This window comes from Pseudomonas sp. SYWMCR5, assembly GCF_057197165.1.
This window is the reverse complement of sequence record NZ_JBXUNH010000013.1, coordinates 18,180-39,458: the sequence shown is the minus strand read 5'-3', so window position 1 is coordinate 39,458 and position 21,279 is coordinate 18,180. Positions and strand designations below refer to the sequence as shown.

The 21,279-nt window shown below is 63.2% G+C and carries 18 protein-coding genes; 9 read left to right on the top strand and 9 right to left on the bottom strand.

What is annotated here, in order from left to right:
* The 6 genes from AC2CGW_RS24290 to AC2CGW_RS24265 all read right to left on the bottom strand — a co-directional run bounded on the left by AC2CGW_RS24290 (nt 1) and on the right by AC2CGW_RS24265 (nt 7,645).
* Nucleotides 1–828, bottom strand: coding sequence for an ABC transporter permease (locus AC2CGW_RS24290; protein WP_054892233.1), 828 nt, complete (start codon nt 826–828; stop codon nt 1–3).
* Between the two features lie 11 nt (nt 829–839).
* Nucleotides 840–2,087: an ABC transporter permease gene (locus AC2CGW_RS24285; RefSeq protein WP_186709551.1), complete on the bottom strand. Its 1,248-nt coding sequence runs from the start codon at nt 2,085–2,087 to the stop codon at nt 840–842.
* 67 nt (nt 2,088–2,154) lie between these two features.
* Nucleotides 2,155–3,189 carry an ABC transporter substrate-binding protein gene (locus AC2CGW_RS24280; protein ID WP_054892231.1) on the bottom strand — a complete coding sequence of 345 codons (1,035 nt, stop codon included), beginning with the start codon at nt 3,187–3,189 and terminating at the stop codon, nt 2,155–2,157.
* 40 nt (nt 3,190–3,229) lie between these two features.
* Nucleotides 3,230–4,342 (bottom strand): ABC transporter ATP-binding protein, encoded by a 1,113-nt coding sequence (locus AC2CGW_RS24275; RefSeq protein WP_186667559.1) that lies wholly within the window; start codon nt 4,340–4,342, stop codon nt 3,230–3,232.
* 274 nt (nt 4,343–4,616) lie between these two features.
* Nucleotides 4,617–5,246 carry a response regulator gene (locus AC2CGW_RS24270; protein ID WP_054892229.1) on the bottom strand — a complete coding sequence of 210 codons (630 nt, stop codon included), beginning with the start codon at nt 5,244–5,246 and terminating at the stop codon, nt 4,617–4,619.
* Between the two features lie 14 nt (nt 5,247–5,260).
* A complete protein-coding gene (locus tag AC2CGW_RS24265) occupies nt 5,261–7,645 on the bottom strand; it encodes a PAS domain-containing sensor histidine kinase (RefSeq protein WP_484574730.1) in 2,385 nt (794 codons plus the stop codon).
* Between the two features lie 94 nt (nt 7,646–7,739).
* Here AC2CGW_RS24265 and AC2CGW_RS24260 point away from each other — a divergent pair, with 94 nt between their 5' ends.
* Nucleotides 7,740–8,741 (top strand): alpha/beta hydrolase family protein, encoded by a 1,002-nt coding sequence (locus AC2CGW_RS24260; protein ID WP_484574729.1) that lies wholly within the window; start codon nt 7,740–7,742, stop codon nt 8,739–8,741.
* Nucleotides 8,742–8,783: 42 nt separating this feature from the next.
* Here the strand turns inward: AC2CGW_RS24260 and AC2CGW_RS24255 are convergent, their stop codons facing one another.
* From AC2CGW_RS24255 to AC2CGW_RS24245, 3 genes are read right to left on the bottom strand one after another with little or no spacing between them, the layout of a single operon-like run.
* Nucleotides 8,784–9,548: a TerB family tellurite resistance protein gene (locus tag AC2CGW_RS24255; RefSeq protein WP_484574735.1), complete on the bottom strand. Its 765-nt coding sequence runs from the start codon at nt 9,546–9,548 to the stop codon at nt 8,784–8,786.
* A 1-nt stretch (nt 9,549) separates the two neighbouring features.
* Nucleotides 9,550–10,221 carry an N-acetylmuramate alpha-1-phosphate uridylyltransferase MurU gene (gene murU, locus AC2CGW_RS24250; protein WP_186667556.1) on the bottom strand — a complete coding sequence of 224 codons (672 nt, stop codon included), beginning with the start codon at nt 10,219–10,221 and terminating at the stop codon, nt 9,550–9,552.
* A complete protein-coding gene (locus AC2CGW_RS24245; protein ID WP_186667555.1) occupies nt 10,218–11,237 on the bottom strand; it encodes a phosphotransferase in 1,020 nt (339 codons plus the stop codon). Before AC2CGW_RS24245 ends, murU begins: the two co-directional genes overlap by 4 nt.
* 131 nt (nt 11,238–11,368) lie before the next feature.
* Here AC2CGW_RS24245 and AC2CGW_RS24240 point away from each other — a divergent pair, with 131 nt between their 5' ends.
* The 8 genes from AC2CGW_RS24240 (at nt 11,369) to AC2CGW_RS24205 (ending at nt 21,253) form a co-directional block, all read left to right on the top strand.
* Complete coding sequence (locus AC2CGW_RS24240) at nt 11,369–14,206, top strand: LPS-assembly protein LptD (RefSeq protein ID WP_484574728.1); 2,838 nt, start codon at nt 11,369–11,371, stop codon at nt 14,204–14,206.
* Entirely contained in the window at nt 14,187–15,506 is a 1,320-nt protein-coding gene (gene surA / locus AC2CGW_RS24235) for a peptidylprolyl isomerase SurA (protein ID WP_186667553.1), read from the top strand. The genes AC2CGW_RS24240 and surA overlap by 20 nt, the downstream gene beginning before the upstream one ends.
* Complete coding sequence (pdxA, locus tag AC2CGW_RS24230) at nt 15,503–16,492, top strand: 4-hydroxythreonine-4-phosphate dehydrogenase PdxA (RefSeq protein WP_186709543.1); 990 nt, start codon at nt 15,503–15,505, stop codon at nt 16,490–16,492. The genes surA and pdxA overlap by 4 nt, the downstream gene beginning before the upstream one ends.
* Nucleotides 16,489–17,289: a 16S rRNA (adenine(1518)-N(6)/adenine(1519)-N(6))-dimethyltransferase RsmA gene (rsmA, locus tag AC2CGW_RS24225; RefSeq protein ID WP_186667551.1), complete on the top strand. Its 801-nt coding sequence runs from the start codon at nt 16,489–16,491 to the stop codon at nt 17,287–17,289. Before pdxA ends, rsmA begins: the two co-directional genes overlap by 4 nt.
* Before the next feature lie 166 nt (nt 17,290–17,455).
* Nucleotides 17,456–17,836: a Co2+/Mg2+ efflux protein ApaG gene (gene apaG / locus AC2CGW_RS24220; RefSeq protein WP_186667550.1), complete on the top strand. Its 381-nt coding sequence runs from the start codon at nt 17,456–17,458 to the stop codon at nt 17,834–17,836.
* The gene (locus tag AC2CGW_RS24215; protein ID WP_484574727.1) at nt 17,836–18,702 is read left to right on the top strand and encodes a symmetrical bis(5'-nucleosyl)-tetraphosphatase; all 867 of its coding nucleotides are present in this window, start codon (nt 17,836–17,838) and stop codon (nt 18,700–18,702) included. Before apaG ends, AC2CGW_RS24215 begins: the two co-directional genes overlap by 1 nt.
* A 14-nt stretch (nt 18,703–18,716) precedes the next feature.
* Entirely contained in the window at nt 18,717–19,046 is a 330-nt protein-coding gene (gene glpE, locus AC2CGW_RS24210) for a thiosulfate sulfurtransferase GlpE (RefSeq protein WP_186667548.1), read from the top strand.
* Between the two features lie 284 nt (nt 19,047–19,330).
* Nucleotides 19,331–21,253: a PrkA family serine protein kinase gene (locus AC2CGW_RS24205; RefSeq protein ID WP_186667547.1), complete on the top strand. Its 1,923-nt coding sequence runs from the start codon at nt 19,331–19,333 to the stop codon at nt 21,251–21,253.
* Nucleotides 21,254–21,279 lie beyond the last annotated feature (26 nt).

Below are 21,279 nucleotides of genomic sequence, written 5' to 3'. Positions count from 1 at the left end.
TCAGGCCGGCTGCTGGGTCCGCAACTTCTCGCTGCGTCCGCGCAACCACTCCAGGGTCAGCAGCAGGATCACCGAAAACGCAATCAGCAACGTGGCCGCCGCCGCAATGGTCGGGCTGAGGTTCTCGCGGATACCGCTGAACATCTGCCGCGGCAGGGTCGCCTGCTCGGGCCCGGCGAGGAACAACGTCACCACCACCTCATCGAACGAGGTGGCGAAGGCGAACAGCGCCCCGGAGATCACTCCCGGCGCAATCAGCGGCAAGGTCACCCGACGGAAGGTCAGCAAGGGCGAGGCGCCGAGGCTGGCTGCGGCGCGCACCAGGTTGTAGTTGAAGCCCTGAAGCGTCGCCGACACGGTGATGATCACGAACGGCACACCGAGCACCGCGTGCACCAGGATCAACGAAATGAAGCTGTTACCCATCCCCAGCGGCGCGAAGAACAAGTAGCTGGCCACCCCGATGATCACCACCGGCACCACCATCGGCGAAATCACCAGCGCCATCACCAGCGACTTGCCGGGGAAGTCGCCGCGGGTCAGGCCGATCGCGGCCAGGGTGCCGAACACCATGGCCAGTACCGTGGCCGCCGGAGCGACGATGATGCTGTTCTTCAGCGCGCGCATCCATTCGGCAGAGGCGAAGAAGTCCTGGTACCACTGCAGCGAAAAGCCTTGCAGCGGGTACACCAGGAAGCTGCCGCTGTTGAACGACAGCGGAATGATCACCAGCACCGGCAAGACCAGGAACAACAGGATCAGGCCGCAGAGAATGCGCAGGCTGTAGAACCAGACCCGCTCCACGGGCGACATGTAAGGGCTCAGCATGACAAGGCTCCTCAGCTCAGGCGCAGGCGGCTGGCGCCGACCAGCCAGCTATAGATCAGGTACAGCAGCACGGTTGCCAGCAACAGCAAGCCGCCCAGGGCCGTGGCCATGCCCCAGTTGATGCTGGTGTTGGTATAGAAGGCGACGAAATAGCTGACCATCTGGTCGTTCGGGCTGCCCAGCAGGGCTGGGGTGATGTAGTAGCCGATGGCAAGGATGAACACCAATAGGCAGCCGGCGCCGACACCAGCGTAGGTCTGCGGGAAATACACTCGCCAGAAGCTGGCGAACGGATGACAGCCCAGCGAAATCGCCGCCCGCATGTAGCTCGGCGAAATGCCCTTCATCACGCTGTACAACGGCAGGATCATGAACGGCAACAGGATGTGCACCATGGAGATGTAGACCCCGGTGCGGTTGAACACCAGCTCCAGCGGCTGGTCGATGATGCCAATGGCCATCAGCGCGCTATTGATCAGGCCGCCAGACTGCAACAGCACGATCCACGCCGCCACCCGCACCAGGATCGAAGTCCAGAACGGCAGCAGCACCAGGATCATCAACAGGTTGCTCTGCCGGGTCGGCAGGTTGGCCAGCAGGTAGGCGAGCGGATAGGCCAGCACCAGGCAGATCACGGTGATCACCACCCCCATCCACAGGGTGCGGGCAAAAATGTCCAGATAAATGGCCTGGTCAGGGGTGGTCTTGGCCAGTTCGCCCAGATCATCGATGCGGTGATCCAGCGAGGCCAGCAGGTAGAAAGGTGTCACCTCGCTGGTGTTACGGCGAATTGCCTGCCAGTAGGCCGGGTCGCCCCAGCGCTCATCAAGGGCTTGCAGGGCTTCTTTATAGGAAGCCGGTTCGGTCTTGAACGGCAGTGCACGTGCTGTCTTGGACAGCAGGCTGCGGTAGCCGGCCAGTTCCATGTTCAGGCGCTTGGAAAGCTCGCCCAGGGTCTGGTTCTTGCGCGATTCGGCCAGGTCCTCGCTGAGGGCCTTGTATACCGCCTCGTCGGGCAGGCTCTTGCCGTCCCACTGCAACACGGCTTCAACGGTGCGCGGCAGGCCTGCGACCACCTCGGGGTTTTCGACGCTCTTGTACAAAAGTGCGGCGATCGGTACGAGGAACACCAGCAGCAGGAACAGCGCCAGCGGCGCGATCAACGCCTGGGCCTTCCAGCGGTTGACCCGTTCGGCGCGCTTGAGGCGCTGTTTGAGACTTGGACCTGCGCCTTCATTCAGGGGCACTGCAATGGCCATGGCGAACTCCGAAAAACACAGAAAACGAGGGAGCGCCGATCAAACCCCGGCGCTCCTTTGAGGCGCGTTACTTCTTCGCAGCCCAGGCGTTGAAGCGTTGCTCCAACTGCTCGCTGTTGTCGGCCCAGAAGGCCACGTCGATCTGCACCTGGTTGGCGATGTTCTCGGGCGTGGTCGGCATGTCCTTCTTCACATCGTCCGACAGCAGTTCGATGGCCTTGGAGTTGGCAGGCCCGTAGGCGATGTTCTCGGAGTAGATTTTCTGCTGTGCCGGTTGCACGGTATAGGCGATGAACTTCTTCGCCTCTTCGACGTTCTTCGCACCCTTCGGAATGGCCCAGGCGTCGAAGTCGTAGATCCCGCCGTTCCACACCACCTTCAGGTTGCTGTCCTTCTGTACCGCAGCGATCCGGCCGTTGTAGGCCGAGCTCATGACCACGTCACCCGAGGCCAGGTACTGCGGCGGCTGGGCGCCGGCTTCCCACCACTGGATGTTCGGCTTGAGCTCGTCGAGCTTCTTGAAGGCGCGGTCTACACCGGCTTTGGTCTGCAGCACTGAGTACACATCCTTGGGCGCTACGCCGTCGGCCATAAGGGCGAATTCCAAGGTGTACTTGGCGCCCTTGCGCAGGCCGCGCTTGCCGGGGAATTTCTTGGTGTCCCAGAAATCGGCCCAACTGGTGGGCGCGGTCTGGAGTTTGTCGGCGTTGTAGGCCAGCACCGTGGACCACACGAAGAAGCCTACGCCGCAGCCCTGGATCGCACCGGGTACGTAGTCGGCCGCGTTGCCGAACGGCGCGGGGTCGAGCTCCTCGAACAGGCCTTCCTGGCAGCCGCGCTCCAGCTCTGGCGACTCCACCTCCACCAGGTCCCACGACACGCTCTTGGTATCGACCATGGCTTTGACCTTGGCCATCTCGCCGTTGTACTCACCAGCGACGATCTTGCCCTTGCCGGCCTTCTCCCACGGCTCGTAGAACGCCTTGACCTGGGCTGCCTTGTTGGCGCCGCCGAAAGACACCACGGTGAGGTCCGCGGCCAGGGCCTGGCCCGCGGTGAACAGCCCCAGGGCCAGGGCGGTCAGTTTCAACTGCTTGCGCATTATTATTCTCTCCACAGTACAGGGTTGGTGAAGCAATCGATCAGTGGGCTTCGGCAATCGGATCGAGCGCGCGGGCGTGCTCCACCTCCCAGCCAAGCGGTACCACATCGCCCACGGCCAGGGCCGGGTCGAGCTCGGCGATTGGCTGCTTCACGAAGAAGTCGGCCTTGCCGCAGACTTCCAGGCGCACCCGCACGTGGTCGCCCAGGTAGATGAACTCGGCCACGCGGCCGGAGAAGCGGTTGACGCAATGCTCGCTGTGGCCGTTGAGGCGCACGCGCTCGGGGCGGATCGAGAGGGTCACCGGCTCGCCGGCCTGGCCAACGTTCACCGCCAGCGCCTCGACCTTCTCGCCACGTGCCAGTTGCACCTGGCAGCGCTCACCGTTGCGCGCCAGCAAGGTGCCGTTGATGCGGTTGTTCTCGCCGATGAAGTTGGCGACGAAGGTGTTGGCGGGCTCTTCGTAGAGGGTGCGCGGGTCGGCGATCTGCTGGATCTCGCCCTGGTGGAACACCGCCACGCGGTCGGACATGGTCAGCGCCTCGCCCTGGTCGTGGGTGACATAGACCACGGTCACGCCCAGGCGCTGGTGGATATGCTTGATCTCCATCTGCATGTGTTCGCGCAACTGCTTGTCGAGCGCACCGAGCGGCTCGTCCATCAGCACCAGCTGCGGCTCGAACACCAGTGCCCGCGCCAGCGCCACACGCTGCTGCTGGCCGCCGGAAAGCTGGCCGGGGTAGCGCTTGGCGAAGCTGTCGAGCTGGACCATGTTGAGCACACGCTTGACCCGCTCGCTGATGTCGGTCTTGCTCAGGTTGCGTACGCTCAGGGGGAATGCCAGGTTCTCGGCGACGGTCATGTGCGGGAACAGCGCATAGTTCTGGAACACCATGCCGATGTCCCGCTTGTGCGGTGGCACGTTGTTGATCGAGCGACCGGCCAGCTGGATCTCACCGGCGGTTGGGGTCTCGAAGCCGGCAAGCATCATCAGGCTGGTGGTCTTGCCCGAACCGGAAGGGCCGAGCAGGGTGAGGAACTCGCCCTTGCGGATGTCGAGGTTGAGGTCCTTGACGATCAGCGATTCGCCGTCGTAGCTCTTCTGCACACCACGGAAGCTGACCAGCGTCTCGTTCGAATTCGCCTCGCTCATGCCCTGCACCTTCTTGTTGGAATGACTGCGTAGGCAAAAGACTAGAAGAACGGCAAAGCCCCGGAAATCGGGGGTACTGAGAGAATGCCATCATCCGGATGGAAGAGTTGTTGTAGGGATTGCCCTACACGAATGACGCGATTGGAACACTCCTCATCCCGACACCTTCAACCGGTGTAGGAGCGGGCTTGCCCGCGAAAAAGACACCGCGCTGCCTGGCACGGGCTACGCCCGTGTTCGCGGGCAAGCACGCTCCCACAGATGCATGTCGCAATCAGACCAGCTTGTGCTCCATGGCGTACTTCACCAGTTCGGCCAGCGAGTTGACCTTGAGCTTCTGCATCAACCGCGCCTTGTGGGTACTGATGGTCTTGCTCGACAGCGCCAGCTGCTGGGCGATGTCGTTGACGTTGGCACCCTGGGCCAGACGTTCGAACACCGAGAACTCACGCTCCGACAGCAGCGTGTGCAGCGGCCGGGTCTCGGTCAGCCCCACCTCGAAGACCATGCGGTCGGCCAGCACCGGGTCGATGTAACGCCCACCTCCGGCGACGCGGCGGATCGCAGTCAGCAGCAACGCCGGGTCGCTATCCTTGGTCGCATAGCCTGCCGCCCCCGCCTTGAGCGCGCGTGCCGCCATCTGCGCTTCGTCGTGCATCGACAGCACCAGGATGGCCGGCGGACTGTTCAGCGCGCGGATTCGCGGAATCGCCTCCAGACCATTGACGCCCGGCATCGAGATATCCAGCAGCACCACCTCGCAGGGTGTATGGCGCAGGGTTTCGAGCAACTGCTCGCCATTGCCGGCCTCGCCCGCTACCAGCATGTCCTTGGCCAGGCCGATCAATTGCTTGATGCCTTCACGAACAATGGTGTGGTCTTCGGCCACCAGCACTCGAATCACGGTGTTTCTCCTAACTAAAGAGGGATGGCCACGCTCAGGCTGGTGCCCTCGCCCGGCTCGCTTTCCAGGGTCACGCTGCCACCGAGCATCAGCACCCGCTCACGCATGCCGACCAGGCCGAACGAGGTGGGGCGTGGCTGATCGGGACTGAAACCGGCGCCATCGTCGATCACTGTCATGCGTAGCCAGTCATTTTCATGCTTGAGCTCGATCTGCACCGTATGCGCCCTGGCATGGCGCATGACATTGGTCAGCGCCTCCTGCAGGATGCGGAACAGCCCGGTGGCCTTGGCATCACTCAATGCTGGCAGATTATCCGGCACCTGCACCAGGCAAGGAATCTGCGTGCGCGCCTCGAAGCGCCGGGCCTGCCATTCGATGGCCGAGGCGATCCCGGCATCGAGGATCGGCGGGCGCAACGCCGTGGCCACATCGCGCACCAGCTGGAACAACTGGGCGATCAGGCGCTTCATGCTGGTGAGTCGCTCGTTGAGCCCCGGGTCGAGCTCGGCGAACGCCAGCTCGCACATCGAAACTTCCAACTTGAGCACAGTGAGCATCTGCCCGAGCTCATCGTGCACTTCCCGGGCGATCCGCGCCTTCTCTTCCTCACGCACGCTCTCCAGGTGCGCCGACAGCTCACGCAGTTGCTCCTGGGAGCGCGCCAGCTCCAACTCGACCCGTTTGCTCTGGGTGATATCCCAGACAATGCCGTCCCACACCACCCGGCCATCGGCCTGGCGCCGGGCGCTGGCCTTGATGTCGGCCCAGCGCTGCAGGCCTTCGCGGGTGAGAATACGGCCTTGCCAGGACCAGTCGCGATCACTGGCCAGCGCCAGGTCCTGGACCCGGTGATAGTCGGCGCGGTCATCGGGGTGGACCAGATTGCGCAGCCCCATGTCCGCCTGCTGGATCTGCGTGGGGGCATAGCCGACCAGCGCCTCGCTACCCTCACTGACATAGGGAAACTCAGGCTCGCCCTCGGCGGGATCACGTTCCAGGCGAAAGACAAGCCCCGGCACGTTGCCCGCGATGCCCTTGAGCCGCGCCTCGCTCTCGCGCAGGGCCGCCAGGGCGCGGCGGCGCTCGGTGATATCGGTGATGAACACCACCAGGTATTCGGCATCGCGAAAACGCAGGAAGCTCAGTGACAGCTCCACCGGCAGCACGCTGCCATCGGCACGACGACACAGGGTTTCGAACGCTTGCGCCCCACTGTCACCCGTGCGGGCGCGCTTCCACAATTCAAGCCAGCGGTCCATGTGCAGGCTCGGCTCGATATCGATCAGCGGTCGCTCGAGCAATTCGCCCTCGCCATGGCCAAGCATGCGTTCGGCAGCATGGTTGGCGTAGCGCACGTGGCTGTCCCAATGCACCCAGAGGATGCCGACGGTGCTCTGGTCGATGGAGAATTGGCTCAGCCGCAGTGCCTCTTCGCGGGTCTGGCGTTCGAGCAGGCTCTCACGCGCACTCAGCAGGCTTCGCTCGAGCTGGCGCTGCCGACGACGCTGCATCGCCAAAGTGGCCATCGCGCAGAGCAGCAACAAGCCGAACAACAGCGCAAGGTTCTGCCAGAACCCCGCCGACTCGCTCAGGCGCGGGTACTTCGGTTGCAACCAACGCTGGTGCATCTGCTCCAGTTCCTTGGCCGGCATCGCCTGCAGACCGCGCCCCAGCACGTCGGCCAACAGCGGCCAGTCGCGGCGCGAGCCGATACGCAGCAATTGCGGCAGGCCAATATCGCCCACGACCACCAGATCACCGAACTCGCTCTCGCGCGACAGGCGGCTGAACTGCGCCTCGTCGAGCACGGCGTAGCTGGCCTGTGCACCCAGCACCAGTTGCAGCGCCTCGCGCTCATTGGGCACACCCTGCAGGTTGAGATTGGAGAAGTTGCCACGCAGGTAATCGGCCAGGCTGCCAGGCATGCGCACGGCCACCCGGTCACTGGCGCCGAGCTGCTCCAGATCGACCGCCAGCGCACCACTGCGCAGGCCGACCAGCAACTGCGGCACACGCATGTAGGGGTCGCTGAACAGCCACAGGCGCAGGCTCGCCGGGGTTTGCACGAGGCCCGGGGCAAAGTCGATCTCGCCAGCCTGCAACGCATGCTCCAGGGCGGCCTGGTCAGGGAAGTTGCGCCAGGTCAGGTCAAGGTTCAGGGCACGCCCCAGCCAGCTCACCAGCTCGACGTTAGCCCCGTACAACTGCTGCAGGCGCCGGTCGAACTGGGCATAGGGTGCTTGCAGCACCAGGCCCACGCGCAGGCTGCGATGGCTGTCGAGCCATTGCTGCTGCGCAGGCTCGAGCGCCACCGACGGGGGCACCGGGGCTTTGGCCAGGGCGATCAAGGGCAGGCACAACCAGCCGATAACCAACAGGCAACGCATTCGCTTCATCGATACGCTCGTCTTGGCAATGACGGCCACCTGCGTGGCCGTCGCGGGCAAATACTATTAGGCTGCCGGTATCATTCTGGCCTTGGGTTGATCCATGTTCATACTTTATCGCACGACGCTGGCCATGTTCTGCCTGGCCTCGGCCCTACCGCTCGCGGCCCACGCCGCCGACTCCGAGAAACCCACCGCCGCGGCCGAAACGACTGCCGTGCGCGCGCCCCTGGCCGAACGCAGCCAGGAAGACGCCCTGGCCCTGGAGCGCCTGGTGCCCAAGGCCGAACAGAAGACCTTGCAGGCCGACGGCGAAAACTTCCTGGCGCTGTGGAAACCGGCCAACGACAGCGACCCGAAAGGCGCCGTGATCATCGTTCCCGGTGCCGGCGAAACCGCCGACTGGCCCAATGCCGTCGGCCCGCTGCGCAACAAGTTTCCCGATGTCGGCTGGCACAGCCTGAGCCTCAGCCTGCCCGACCTGCTGGCCGACAGCCCGCAGGCGCGCAGCGCAGACACACCTGCGGCGAAGCCGGTCAAGGATGAGGGCAAGGGTGCCAGTGCACCGGCCAAGGATACGCCGGACGACGCCAACGCCAACGTTGCCCAAGCCACGGCCGCCGACGCTGATACCGCGCAGGGCACAGACGCCGTGCAGGCCGACGAGCAGAGCGACTCGGCCGACGCCACCCGCATCTTCGCCCGCCTTGATGCTGCCGTGGCCTTCGCCCAGCAGCAGAATGCCCATAGCATCGTACTGATCGGCCATGGCAGCGGGGCCTACTGGGCCGCGCGCTATGTGAGCGAGAAGCAGCCGCCACAGGTGCAGAAGCTGGCACTGATCTCGGCGCAGACACCGGCACGGGTCGAGCACGACCTCGAAGCCCTGGTGCCGACGATTAAGGTGCCGACCGCCGATATCTACTTCGTGACCCGCACCCGCGACCAGAACGCCGCCAAGCTGCGCCTGCAGGCCAGCAAGCGCGAGAAGGACAGTCAGTATCGGCAGTTGTCGCTGATTGCCATGCCGGGTGACAAGGCGGCAGAGCAGGAGCAGTTGTTCCGGCGGGTGCGGGGATGGTTGATGCCGCAGGCGTCGGAGTAAGGGGCTGAGTGCCGCGAAGAATCCACCACCGCACGCTGCCCCTCAGACCCCCCGCCGCTTGCGAATCAGGGCATAGGCCTGGTGCAACTCCCGCGTCCGCTCGGTCGCCTCGCGCACCCGGGCCTCGCTCGCACCGCTTCCGACCAGCTTGTCCGGGTGATGCCGGCTCACCAGTCGGCGATAGGCTTGCTTGATCCGATCGCCGTCGGTATCGGCCTCGACACCCAGCAGCCGCAGCGCCGCGGCATAGGTCATCACCCCGCCCCCGACCGCAGAACGGCTCGGCTCATACTCTTGTGACAAGGCCTGCACCTGGTTACGGCTCATGCCCAATTGCTGGCCCCAGTCCAGCAACAGCTCACGCTCGTGCCGCCCCGCCTTGCCATCGGCCCAGACCATGCGCCAGCACGCCCGCAGCGTACCCTCTGCGCCGTGGGGCTGCTGGCCGATACGGCGCAGATACTGCCCCAGGCGGTCCTTGCCCGACTTGCCGCGGTTGAATGCCGCAATCGCCCGCAAGCGGGCGGGCTCTGCAAGGTCCAGCCGGGTCATTTCCTGACGAGCCTGGTAGATATGCCCTTCCGCGACTCGCCCATCACTCTTGGCCAGGCGCCCCAGCAACACGAACAGCAACTCTTCGTCGCGCAAGGCCGGACGCCCGCCCAGGCGCTCGCGCACATCATCCCATCCCTGCAGGCGCAGACGCCGGTCCATGGCCTGCCCCAACAAGGCGCCCAGCAAGGCGCCGGGAATGCTGGCCACGGCAAAACCGGCTCCGGCACCAATCACTGTGCTCGGCCACCACATGTCAGGCACGCTCGCCGATCAGGCGCTCGACCTCGGCCAGGCGCTCGAGGGTGCCGACGTCGATCCACTGTCCAGGATAATGCTCACCAGTCACCTGCCCGGCGGCCATTGCCTGGCGCAGCAGCGGTGCGAGCTTGAAGGCACCGGGCTGGCAGCTTTCGAACAGCTTCGGGTCGAGCACCGACAGGCCGCTGAAAGTCAGGGTGCCGGGGGTATCGTCGCCATCGACGACGCATGTGCCATCGAGGCGGAAGTCGCCACGCCCGTGATGCCCCGGATTGTCCACCAGCACCAGGTGCGCAAGGCCCTGAAGCGGTTGGCACAGGCGCTTGAAGTCGTAGTCGGTCCAGACGTCACCGTTGACCAGCAGGAACGGCGCATCCCCCAGCAGCGGCAGCGCCTTGAAGATGCCGCCGCCGGTCTCCAGCGGCTCGCCCTCGGGCGAATAGCGGATCTTCAGGCCAAAGCGGCTGCCGTCACCCAGGTGATCCTCGATCTGCTGCCCGAGCCAGGCATGGTTGATCACCACGTCGCGCACCCCCGCCCTGGCCAGGGCCTCGAGGTGGTACTCGATCAGCGGCTTGCCCGCCGCAGGCACCAGGGGCTTGGGAGTGTGCAAGGTCAGCGGGCGCATGCGCTCGCCCTTGCCTGCCGCCAGGATCATCGCTTTCATGGGTGTGCCCCGGCCTTGAGTTCGCCAATCAGTTGACCAAGCTCGGCCAGTTCCGGGCGACGGGCGATCACTTCATCTATATAGGCGAAGAAACGCGGCACGTCGGTGAGGTAGCGCGGTTTGCCATCGCGGTGGCAGATGCGGGCGAAGATGCCGATCACCTTGAGATGGCGCTGCACGCCCATCAGGTCGCTGGCACGCTGGAACTCTTTGAACTCAGGCTGCACCGCAATCCCTGCGGCCCGCGCCTTGTCCCAATAATCCCGCAACCAGCCATCGACACGCGCCAGCGGCCAGCTGAGGAAGGCATCCTTGAACAGGCAGGTGATGTCGTAGGTTACCGGGCCGTAGACGGCGTCCTGGAAGTCCAGCACGCCTGGATTGGGGGTGCTTTGCATGAGGTTGCGCGGCATGTAGTCGCGGTGCACCAGCACCTTGGGCTGGGCCAGGGCGCTGTCGATCAGTTGCTGGCTGATACGCTGCCAGCTGGCCTGCTGCGCTTCGGTGAAGGCCAGCTTCAGTTCACGCCCCACATACCACTCGGGAAACAGCTCCAGTTCGCGGCGCAGCAGCGCGGTGTCGTAGCTCGGCAGCGGCGCTTGCATCGGCAGTTGCTGCTGGGCCAGCAACGCATCGATGGCATCGGCGAACAGGCTATCGGCGTTGTCGTCACCGATGATTTCCAGATAAGTCTTACGCCCTAGGTCGCTCAACAGTAGGAAGCCGCGCTCCAGATCCTGGGCATGGATCGCCGGCACGTTGATACCGGCGCCGGCCAGCAAATGGTCGATGGCGACGAAAGGTGCGCAATTTTCCTGCGGCGGTGGCGCATCCATGATCACGAAGCTGTGTCCGCCGCCTTCCCAACGGAAGTAGCGGCGAAAGCTCGCGTCGCTGCTGGCGGCGGTCAGACTGCCCGCGGGCACGTCGCCCCAGGCGTTTTCGCGAAAAAGATTCTGTAACTGTTCTTCGAGCCACACAGTCAGCTGTTGCAGGCGTACATCATGATCAGGCATTACAAGGGTCTCCGACGGCCCCTAGCCGTCAAGCGGGTCATGCTTTATTATCCAGCATCTTTTTCAGACCATCGAGAGGCGTGCGGCCCCACACGCGGGCAGATGGCACGCAGGAAGCCCGGACTAATAAGATGGCATTGAAATCCCCCGCGTTTCGTAGAAAGTTTCCGTTGCTGGTCACTGGCGGTCTGCTGGCCCTGCAACCTCTGGCCACGTCGTACGTGGTGGCTGCCGAGCAGTTCGACTGCCAAGTGTCCGCCTCCGGTGGTTGGGACTGCAAGCCCAAGACTGCAGCCAGCAACTTGCCGCCACGCCCTGTGCACGATGGCGCCGCGCTCAGTGGCGGCACCGAGGCCCAGACCGCCGAGGCGGCTGGCAGTGCCGAGCCCAAGCCGGTACTGGTCACCGAGAGCAAGGGCCGCGGCCTGAAATCGCGCAGCGAAGACTACAGCCATCTGGACTGGGTCCCCCGCGAGAAGCTCACTGCTGCCCAGCTGGCCGAGACCGGCCCGTATTGCGGCGGCGCGTACGTCGAGCCGATCCGTCCGGGCATGAACGACTCCACGCCCAAGGACGAGTCGCCGACCTACCTCAACGCCAAGGTCTCCAAGTACCAGCAGGAGCAGCAGATCGCTACTCTGGCCGGTGACGTGGTCATGCGCCAGGGCAGCATGCAGGCCGAAGCCGACGAAGCCAACCTCTACCAGGCCGAGAACCGTGGCGAGCTCAAGGGCAACGTCAAGATTCGCGACAACGGTACGCTGGTGGTGGGCGACCAGGCCGAGGTCCAGCTCGATACTGGCGAAGCCAAGGTCGACAACGCCGAATACGTGATGCACAAGTCGCACATCCGCGGCTCGGCCCTATACGCCAAGCGTGCAGAAAACGCCATCATCCGCCTCAAGGACGGTACCTATACCACCTGTGAGCCGGGCAGCAACGCATGGCAGCTCAAGGGCAACAACATCACCCTGAACCCGGCCACCGGCTTCGGTACCGGCACCAACGTCACCCTTCGGGTCAAGGATATTCCGGTGTTCTACACACCGTACATCTACTTCCCGATCGACGACCGTCGCCAGTCCGGCTTCCTGCCGCCGTCGTTCAGCACCAGCAGCGACACCGGCTTCATGCTGGTCACGCCGTACTACTTCAACCTGGCGCCGAACTACGACGCCACCTTGTATCCGCGCTACATGGCCAAGCGCGGCTTGTTGATGGAAGGCGAATTCCGCTACCTGACCAAGTCGAGCGAAGGTCAGTTCGGCGGCGCCTACCTCAACGACGAAAGCAACGACCGCGAGAAGCAGACGGACTACAAGAAAGAACGCTGGATGGTCAACTGGCAGCACAAGGGCGGCCTGGATGAGCGCCTGATGACCGAGGTGGACTACACCGACATCAGCGACCCGTTCTACTTCCAGGACCTGGAGTCCGACCAGATCGGCGTGCAGAAGCGTGACTTCATCAACCAGCAGGGTGCGCTGACCTATCGCGGCGACTCCTACACTGCGCGGTTGAACGTGCATGCGTTCGAGATGGCCACCATCTCGCAGATCACGCCATATGATCGTCTGCCGCAAATTACGCTTAACGGGATGCTGCCATATCATCCTGCCGGCTTTAACTTCTCTTACGACACCGAGGCTGTGCGCTTTGATCGTAACTTGAAGAATGACCTTGTGTTCAACAAGGATGGTCAGCCTGATGCGTCTTTGGGCGTTGTCACGGACCCATTTGGCAATGTTCTCGGTGGTCGTCGCATTGACGAGAGCGTGACCGGCATCGCCCGCGCCAACGGCACCCGCCTGAATATCGCCCCAGCGATGAGCCTGCCGATGGAAGCCAGCTATGGCTACATTACGCCGAAGCTAAAGTACGCTTACACCAGCTATGATCTCGATCTAGACAGCCAGGGCAAAGCCCAGGCAATCGCTCAGTCGGCAAACCCTGCGTACGGCAGCTACCACAGCTCGCTGAACCGCGACATCCCGATCTTCAGCGTCGACAGCGGCCTGTATTTCGACCGCAATACCTCGTTGTTCGGCACCAACTATCGCCAGACCCTCGAACCACGTCTGTTCTACCTCTATGTCCCTAACAAGGACCAGAAGGACATCCCGCTGTTCGACTCCGGCGAAACCCTGTTCAGCTACGACTCGCTGTTCCGCGATAACCGCTTCAGCGGTATCGACCGTATCGGCGACGAGAACAAGCTGTCGCTGGGCGTGACTACGCGCTGGATCGAGGAAAACGGCTTCGAGCGCCAGCGCTTCAGCATCGGCCAGGCCTACTACTTCGAAGACCGCAAGGTGCAGTTGCCGGGTATCGACTACCGCACCCGCGACGACGCCAAGTCCAATGTTTCGCCCTACGCTCTGGTGTATCAGTACGCCTTCAACCGCGACTGGCGCTTCAACTCGGACTTCAACTGGGATCCGGACAGCCGCAGCACCCGTTCGGGCAGCGCGATGTTCCACTACCAGCCTGAAGACAACCCGAACAAGGTGGTCAACCTCGGTTATCGCTACCGCAACGACACGATTTCGTACGACTCGCTTACCGGCACCTGGAAGGTCGGCGGCGGCGACTACGGCACACCGGGCGATCCGAATTACATCAAGGACTACTACAAGATCCAGCAGCACGACTTCTCGGTCATCTGGCCGATCGTGCCGCAATGGAGCGTCATTGCCCGCTGGCAGCACGACTACAACCGCAACCGCACCCTCGAAGCGATGGGCGGTTTCGAGTACGACAGCTGCTGCTGGAAGCTGCGTCTGATCAACCGCTACTGGCTCGACACCGACGACTTCAGTCAGGCCCTGCCGCAGAACGAAAAGGGCGACCACGGCGTATTCCTGCAGATCGTCCTCAAAGGCCTCGGCGGCGTCGTGGGCAACAAGGTCGAATCGTTCCTGGACCAAGGCATTCAAGGTTACCGTACCCGTGAAGAGCAAGCTTATTGATCGTCTGCGCCCGCTGATGCTGGGCGCCGTAATGCTGAGCGGTGCGGTGCATGCCGCGCCGCAACCCCTGGACCGCGTGGTGGCCATCGTCGACAACGACGTGGTCATGCAAAGCCAGCTGGACCAGCGCGTACACGAAGTGCAGCAGACCATCGCCAAGCGCGGCGGTGGCGTGCCGCCTGCCGGCGCCCTGGAACAGCAGGTACTGGAACGCCTGATCGTCGAGAACCTGCAACTGCAGATCGGCGAGCGCTCGGGCATTCGCATCACCGACGAAGAACTCAACCAGGCCATCAGCACCATCGCCCAGCGCAACGGCATGTCGCTGGATCAGTTCCGTGCAGCCCTCGCTCACGATGGTCTGTCGTTCGACGACGCCCGTGATCAGGTCAAGCGCGAGATGATCATCAGCCGCGTCCGCCAGCGTCGCGTGGCCGAGCGCATCCAGGTGTCCGAGCAGGAAGTGAAGAACTTCCTTAACTCCGACCTGGGCAAGATGCAGATGTCCGAAGAATACCGCCTGGCCAACATCCTGATCCCGACCCCGGAAAGCGCCAATTCGGACGCCATCCAGGCTGCGGCACGCAGGGCTGGCGAGGTCTACCAGCAACTGCGCCAGGGCGCCGACTTCGGCCAGTTGGCCATCGCCCGCTCGGCCAGCGAAAACGCCCTGGAAGGCGGCGAGATGGGCTGGCGCAAGGCCGGCCAACTGCCACCTGACTTCGCCAAGATGCTCAGCAGCATGGCCATCGGTGACATCACCCAGCCGATTCGCATCCCCAACGGCTTCATCATCCTCAAGCTCGAGGAGAAGCGCGGTGGCAGCGAAAGCGTACTGCGCGACGAAGTCCATGTCCGTCACATCCTGATCAAGCCCAGCGAGATCCGCAGCGATGCGGCAACCGAGCAACTGGCCGAACGCCTGTACGATCGCATCAAGAACGGCGAAGACTTCGCCCAACTGGCGAAAAGCTTCTCGGAAGATCCAGGTTCCGCACTCAACGGCGGCGACTTGAACTGGGTCGACCCGAACAGCCTGGTACCGGAATTCCGCGAGCAGATGGCCAACGCCCAGCAAGGCGTAGTGACCAAACCGTTCCGCACCCAGTACGGCTGGCATGTTCTGGAAGTACTCGGCCGTCGCGCCACCGACAGTACCGAACAGGCCCGCGAGCAGCAGGCGCTGAACGTACTGCGCAACCGTAAATACGACGAAGAGCTGCAGACCTGGCTGCGCCAGATCCGCGACGAAGCCTACGTTGAGATCAAGCTGCCTGGCGCCGACCAGGCGACCCAGTGAAGCCCCTGCGCTTCGCCGTCACCCCCGGTGAGCCAGCCGGCATAGGTCCAGACCTGTGCCTGCTGCTCGCCGCAGAGCCTCAGCCGCACCCCCTGATCGCCATCACCAGCCGTGACCTGCTCGCCGAGCGGGCCGCGCAGCTGGGGCTGGCGGTTGTGCTGCTGCCGGTCTCGCCGGATGCCTGGCCAGACCGACCAGCACCCGCAGGCAGTCTTTACGTGTGGGACACACCGCTCGCAACGCCTGTAACTGCCGGCCAACTGGACTCACGCAACGCAGCCTTCGTCCTGCAGACCCTGACCCGCGCGGGCCAAGGTTGCCTGGACGGCGACTTCGCCGGGATGATCACCGCCCCGGTACACAAGGGCGTGATCAACGAGAGCGGTATCGCCTTCTCCGGGCATACCGAATTCCTCGCCGACCTCACCCAGACAGCCCAGGTGGTGATGATGCTCGCCACCCACGGTCTGCGTGTTGCGCTGGTAACGACGCATCTGCCGCTGCGCGACATCGCCGACGCTATCACCGCCGAACGCCTGGAGCGCGTCACGCGCATCCTGCATGCCGACCTGCACGACAAGTTCGGCATCACCCAACCACGCATCCTGGTCTGCGGCCTCAACCCGCATGCCGGCGAAGGCGGCCACCTTGGCCGCGAAGAAATCGACATCATCGAGCCCGCGCTCGAGCGCCTGCGCGCCGAGGGCATGGACCTGCGCGGTCCGTTGCCGGCCGATACCCTGTTTACCCCCAAATATCTGGAGCACTGCGACGCAGTGCTGGCGATGTACCACGACCAAGGCCTGCCCGTACTCAAGTACAAGGGCTTCGGCGCCGCAGTCAACGTGACGCTGGGCCTGCCGATCATCCGCACCTCGGTCGATCACGGCACCGCCCTGGACCTGGCCGGCAGCGGCAAGGTCGACACCGGCAGCCTGCGCGTCGCCCTGGAAACCGCCTACCAGATGGCCGAGAACCGACCATGAACGAGCACTACCAACACCGGGCGCGCAAGCGCTTCGGCCAGAACTTCCTGCACGACGCCGGCATCATCGACCGCATCCTGCGGGCGATCAACGCCAAGGCTGGCGAGCACCTGCTGGAGATCGGCCCGGGCCAGGGCGCCCTGACCGAGGGCCTGCTGGGCAGCGGCGCGCAACTCGACGTGGTCGAGCTGGACAAGGACCTGGTCCCCATCCTCCAGCACAAGTTCGCCGATCGCGACAATTTCCGCCTGCATCAAGGCGATGCCCTGAAGTTCGACTTCAATACCCTGGGCGTGCCGCCGCGCAGCCTGAAAGTGGTCGGCAACCTGCCCTACAACATCTCCACGCCACTGATCTTCCACCTGCTGGCTCACGCCGGACTGATCCGCGACATGCATTTCATGCTGCAGAAAGAAGTGGTCGAGCGCATGGCCGCAGGCCCGGGCGGCGGGGACTGGGGGCGCCTGTCGATCATGGTGCAGTACCACTGCCGCGTGGAACACCTGTTCAATGTGGGCCCTGGCGCGTTCAATCCGCCACCGAAAGTGGACTCGGCCATTGTCCGCCTGGTGCCGCACGAAGTGCTGCCGCACCCGGCCAAGGATCCGAAACTGCTCGAGCAAGTGGTGCGCGAAGCCTTCAACCAGCGCCGCAAGACCCTGCGCAACACACTCAAGGGGTTGCTCGACAGCCAAGCCATCGAAGCGGCTGGCGTCGATGGCAGCCTGCGCCCAGAACAGCTGGACCTGGCGGCCTTCGTGCGTCTGGCTGATCAACTGGCACTGCAGCAAGGCTGACCCAGCCTTTTCTGCCCCTTCGCGGGCAACCCGTCCCCCTCGTGGGAGCGGGTTTACCCGCGAAGCACCCAACACCGATGACAGTGCCCACCGCTGGCTCTCTCCCCTCTCAATGGCCTAGACTGCGACAATCGCGTTAATGCTCCCGTTCGCCCAAGGCCCTTGCATGTCCGACCCCCGCTACCAGATCGACGTCAGCGTCGTGACCCGCTTCCTCAAAGAGCAATCCGACCCCGATAACAACCGTTTCGCTTTCGCCTACACCATCACGGTGTCGAACAACGGCACACTCAAGGCCAAGCTGATGGCCCGCCACTGGCTGATCACCAATGGTGACGGCACTGTCGAGGAAGTCCGCGGCGATGGCGTCATCGGCCAACAACCGACCATCGCCCCTGGGCAAAGCCATACCTACAGCAGCGGCGCAGTCATCAGCACCCGTGTCGGCACCATGCAGGGCAGCTATCAGATGTTCGCCGAAGACGGTAAGCGCTTCGACGCCGAGATCGCACCGTTCCGCCTGGCCGTGCCTGGAGCCCTGCACTGATGGCCACCTACGCCGTCGGTGACCTGCAAGGCTGCCTGCAACCGCTCAAACGCCTGCTCGAACGCGTCAACTTCGATCCCAAGGCCGATCGCCTGTGGCTGGTGGGCGACCTGGTCAACCGCGGCCCGGAATCGCTCGAAACCCTGCGCTACCTCCATGCGATCCGCGGGTCGCTGGTTTGCGTACTCGGCAACCATGACCTGCACTTGCTCGCAGCCTGGCAGAACATCGAGCGCCTGAAGAAAAGCGACACCCTGCGCGAGATCATCGAAGCGCCAGACGCCGACCAGTTGCTTGACTGGCTGCGTCGGCAGAAGCTGCTGCATTACGACGAGGCCCGGGGCATCGCCATGGCCCACGCCGGCATCCCACCCCAGTGGACACTGGGCAAGGCCCTGGAACTGGCAGCAGAGGTGGAAGAGGTGCTGCGCGACGACAACCGGCTCAAGCTCTACCTCGACGGCATGTATGGCAACGAACCGAACAAGTGGAGCAAGAACCTCAGCGGCGTCGAGCGCCTGCGGGTCATCACCAACTACTTCACCCGCATGCGTTTCTGCACCGCCGACGGCAAGCTCGACCTCAAGAGCAAGGAAGGCCTGGACAGCGCCCCCAAAGGCTACAAGCCCTGGTACGCCCACAAGGATCGTCGCTCGCGCCACGTGAAGATCATCTTCGGCCATTGGGCCGCCCTCGAAGGCAAGGTCGACGAGCCGGGCGTCATCGCCCTGGACACCGGTTGCGTGTGGGGCGGCGCCATGACCCTGTACAACCTGGACAGCGGCGAATACCACCGCTGCGACTGCACCGACGAAGGCTCCGTACGTACGGCGCCTGAACCCACTAGAATCAACGATCAAACCTGAAGGAAAGCGTACCCATGAGCGAATTCAAGCGCATCCCCCCGGAACAGGCCCTGGCCTTGCGTGCACAAGGTGCGGTGGTGGTCGACATTCGCGATCCCCAGGCCTTCGCTGCCGGCCACATCACCGGTGCCCGGCACCTGGACAACCACTCGGTGGCCGACTTCATCCGCAACGCCGACCTCGACGCCCCGACGCTGGTGGTCTGCTATCACGGTAATTCCAGCCAGAGTGCCGCCGCCTACCTGGTAGGCCAGGGCTTCTCGGACGTCTACAGCGTCGACGGCGGCTTCGAGCTGTGGCGCGCCACCTATCCGGCCGAAACCGCCCAAGGCAGCGCCGAATAATTTTTTTCATTTCCCCTCAAGCCCGCGCAACCAGCGGGCTTGCGCCTTACCTGACGAACGGTCGAAAGCAACTTCTCGGCCCCTCGCCCTTGACCTTGCGTATTACCAACTATCCTTAAGCGCAGGCCATCCAAAAAAGGGGAGAGCCGGTACACCGGCGTGCGGGTCATCGGTAGCGTTCCAAGGTGTTCTGGGGGGTAAACAGCAATCGGTGAAAGCCGCTTGCATGCCAGCATCAGCTGACTGATCCGGCGTCGTCTCCACGTATCGAGCGAGGTGACGTCATGAGCATTTTTAGCCACTTCCAACAACGTTTCGAGTCAACGCGCCAGGAAGAACTCTCGCTGCAGGAGTACCTCGAGCTGTGCAAAGAGGATCGCAGTGCCTACGCATCGGCCGCTGAACGGCTGTTGCTGGCAATCGGTGAGCCGGAACTGATCGACACCTCAAGCAACTCCAGACTGTCGCGCATCTTCTCCAACAAGGTGATCCGCCGGTATCCGGCCTTTGCCGACTTCCATGGCATGGAAGAGTGCATCGACCAGATCGTGTCCTACTTCCGCCACGCCGCCCAAGGCCTGGAAGAGAAGAAACAGATCCTCTATCTGCTGGGCCCGGTAGGTGGCGGTAAATCGTCGCTGGCCGAAAAACTCAAGCAGCTGATGGAGAAAGTGCCGTTCTACGCCATCAAGGACTCGCCCGTGTTCGAGTCGCCATTGGGCCTGTTCAATGCCACCGAAGACGGCGCCATTCTCGAAGAGGAGTACGGCATCTCGCGGCGCTACCTGAACACCATCATGTCGCCCTGGGCAACCAAGCGCCTGCAGGAGTTCGGCGGCGACATCAGCAAGTTCAAGGTAGTCAAGCTCTACCCTTCGATCCTCAACCAGATCGCCATCGCCAAGACCGAACCCGGCGACGAGAACAACCAGGACATCTCGGCGCTGGTCGGCAAGGTGGATATCCGCAAGCTCGAAGAATTCCCGCAGAACGACGCCGACGCCTACAGCTACTCGGGTGCGCTGTGCCGGGCCAACCAGGGCCTGATGGAGTTCGTCGAGATGTTCAAGGCACCGATCAAGGTCCTGCACCCCTTGCTCACCGCCACCCAGGAAGGCAACTACAACAGCACCGAGGGCCTTGGGGCGATCCCCTATTCCGGCATCCTGCTGGCCCACTCCAACGAGTCGGAATGGCATACCTTCCGCAACAACAAGAACAACGAGGCGTTCATCGACCGGATCTACATCGTCAAGGTGCCCTACTGCCTGCGGGTCAGCGACGAGATCAAGATCTACGACAAACTGCTGGTCAACAGCTCGCTGTCCAAGGCCCATTGCGCGCCAGACACCCTCAAGATGCTCGCCCAGTTCACCGTACTCTCGCGCCTGAAAGAACCGGAAAACTCGAATATCTACTCGAAAATGCGCGTGTATGACGGCGAAAACCTCAAGGACACCGATCCCAAGGCCAAGTCGATCCAGGAGTACCGCGATGCCGCTGGCGTCGACGAAGGCATGAATGGCCTGTCGACCCGCTTCGCCTTCAAGATCCTTTCCAAGGTGTTCAACTTCGACCCGCACGAAGTGGCGGCCAACCCGGTGCACCTGCTCTATGTGCTCGAGCAGCAGATCGAACAGGAGCAATTCCCGGCCGAAGTACGCGAACGCTACCTGCGTTATCTCAAGGAGTACCTGGCGCCGCGCTACATCGAGTTCATCGGCAAGGAAATCCAGACTGCCTACCTGGAGTCCTACAGCGAATACGGCCAGAACATCTTCGACCGCTACGTGCTGTACGCCGACTTCTGGATCCAGGACCAAGAATACCGCGACCCGGAAACCGGCGAAATCCTCAACCGCATCGCCCTCAACGAAGAACTGGAGAAGATCGAGAAACCGGCCGGCATCAGCAATCCGAAGGACTTCCGCAACGAGATCGTCAACTTCGTGCTGCGCGCCCGCGCCAACAACAATGGCAAGAACCCAAGCTGGCTGAGCTACGAGAAACTGCGGGTGGTGATCGAGAAGAAAATGTTCTCCAACACCGAAGACCTGCTGCCAGTCATCAGCTTCAACGCCAAGGCAAGCAAGGAAGACCAGAAGAAGCACAACGACTTCGTCACCCGGATGGTGGAACGTGGCTACACCGACAAACAGGTTCGCCTGCTGTCGGAATGGTATCTGCGGGTCAGGAAATCGCAATAAAGCGACAAGCTGTCAGCCACAAGCTG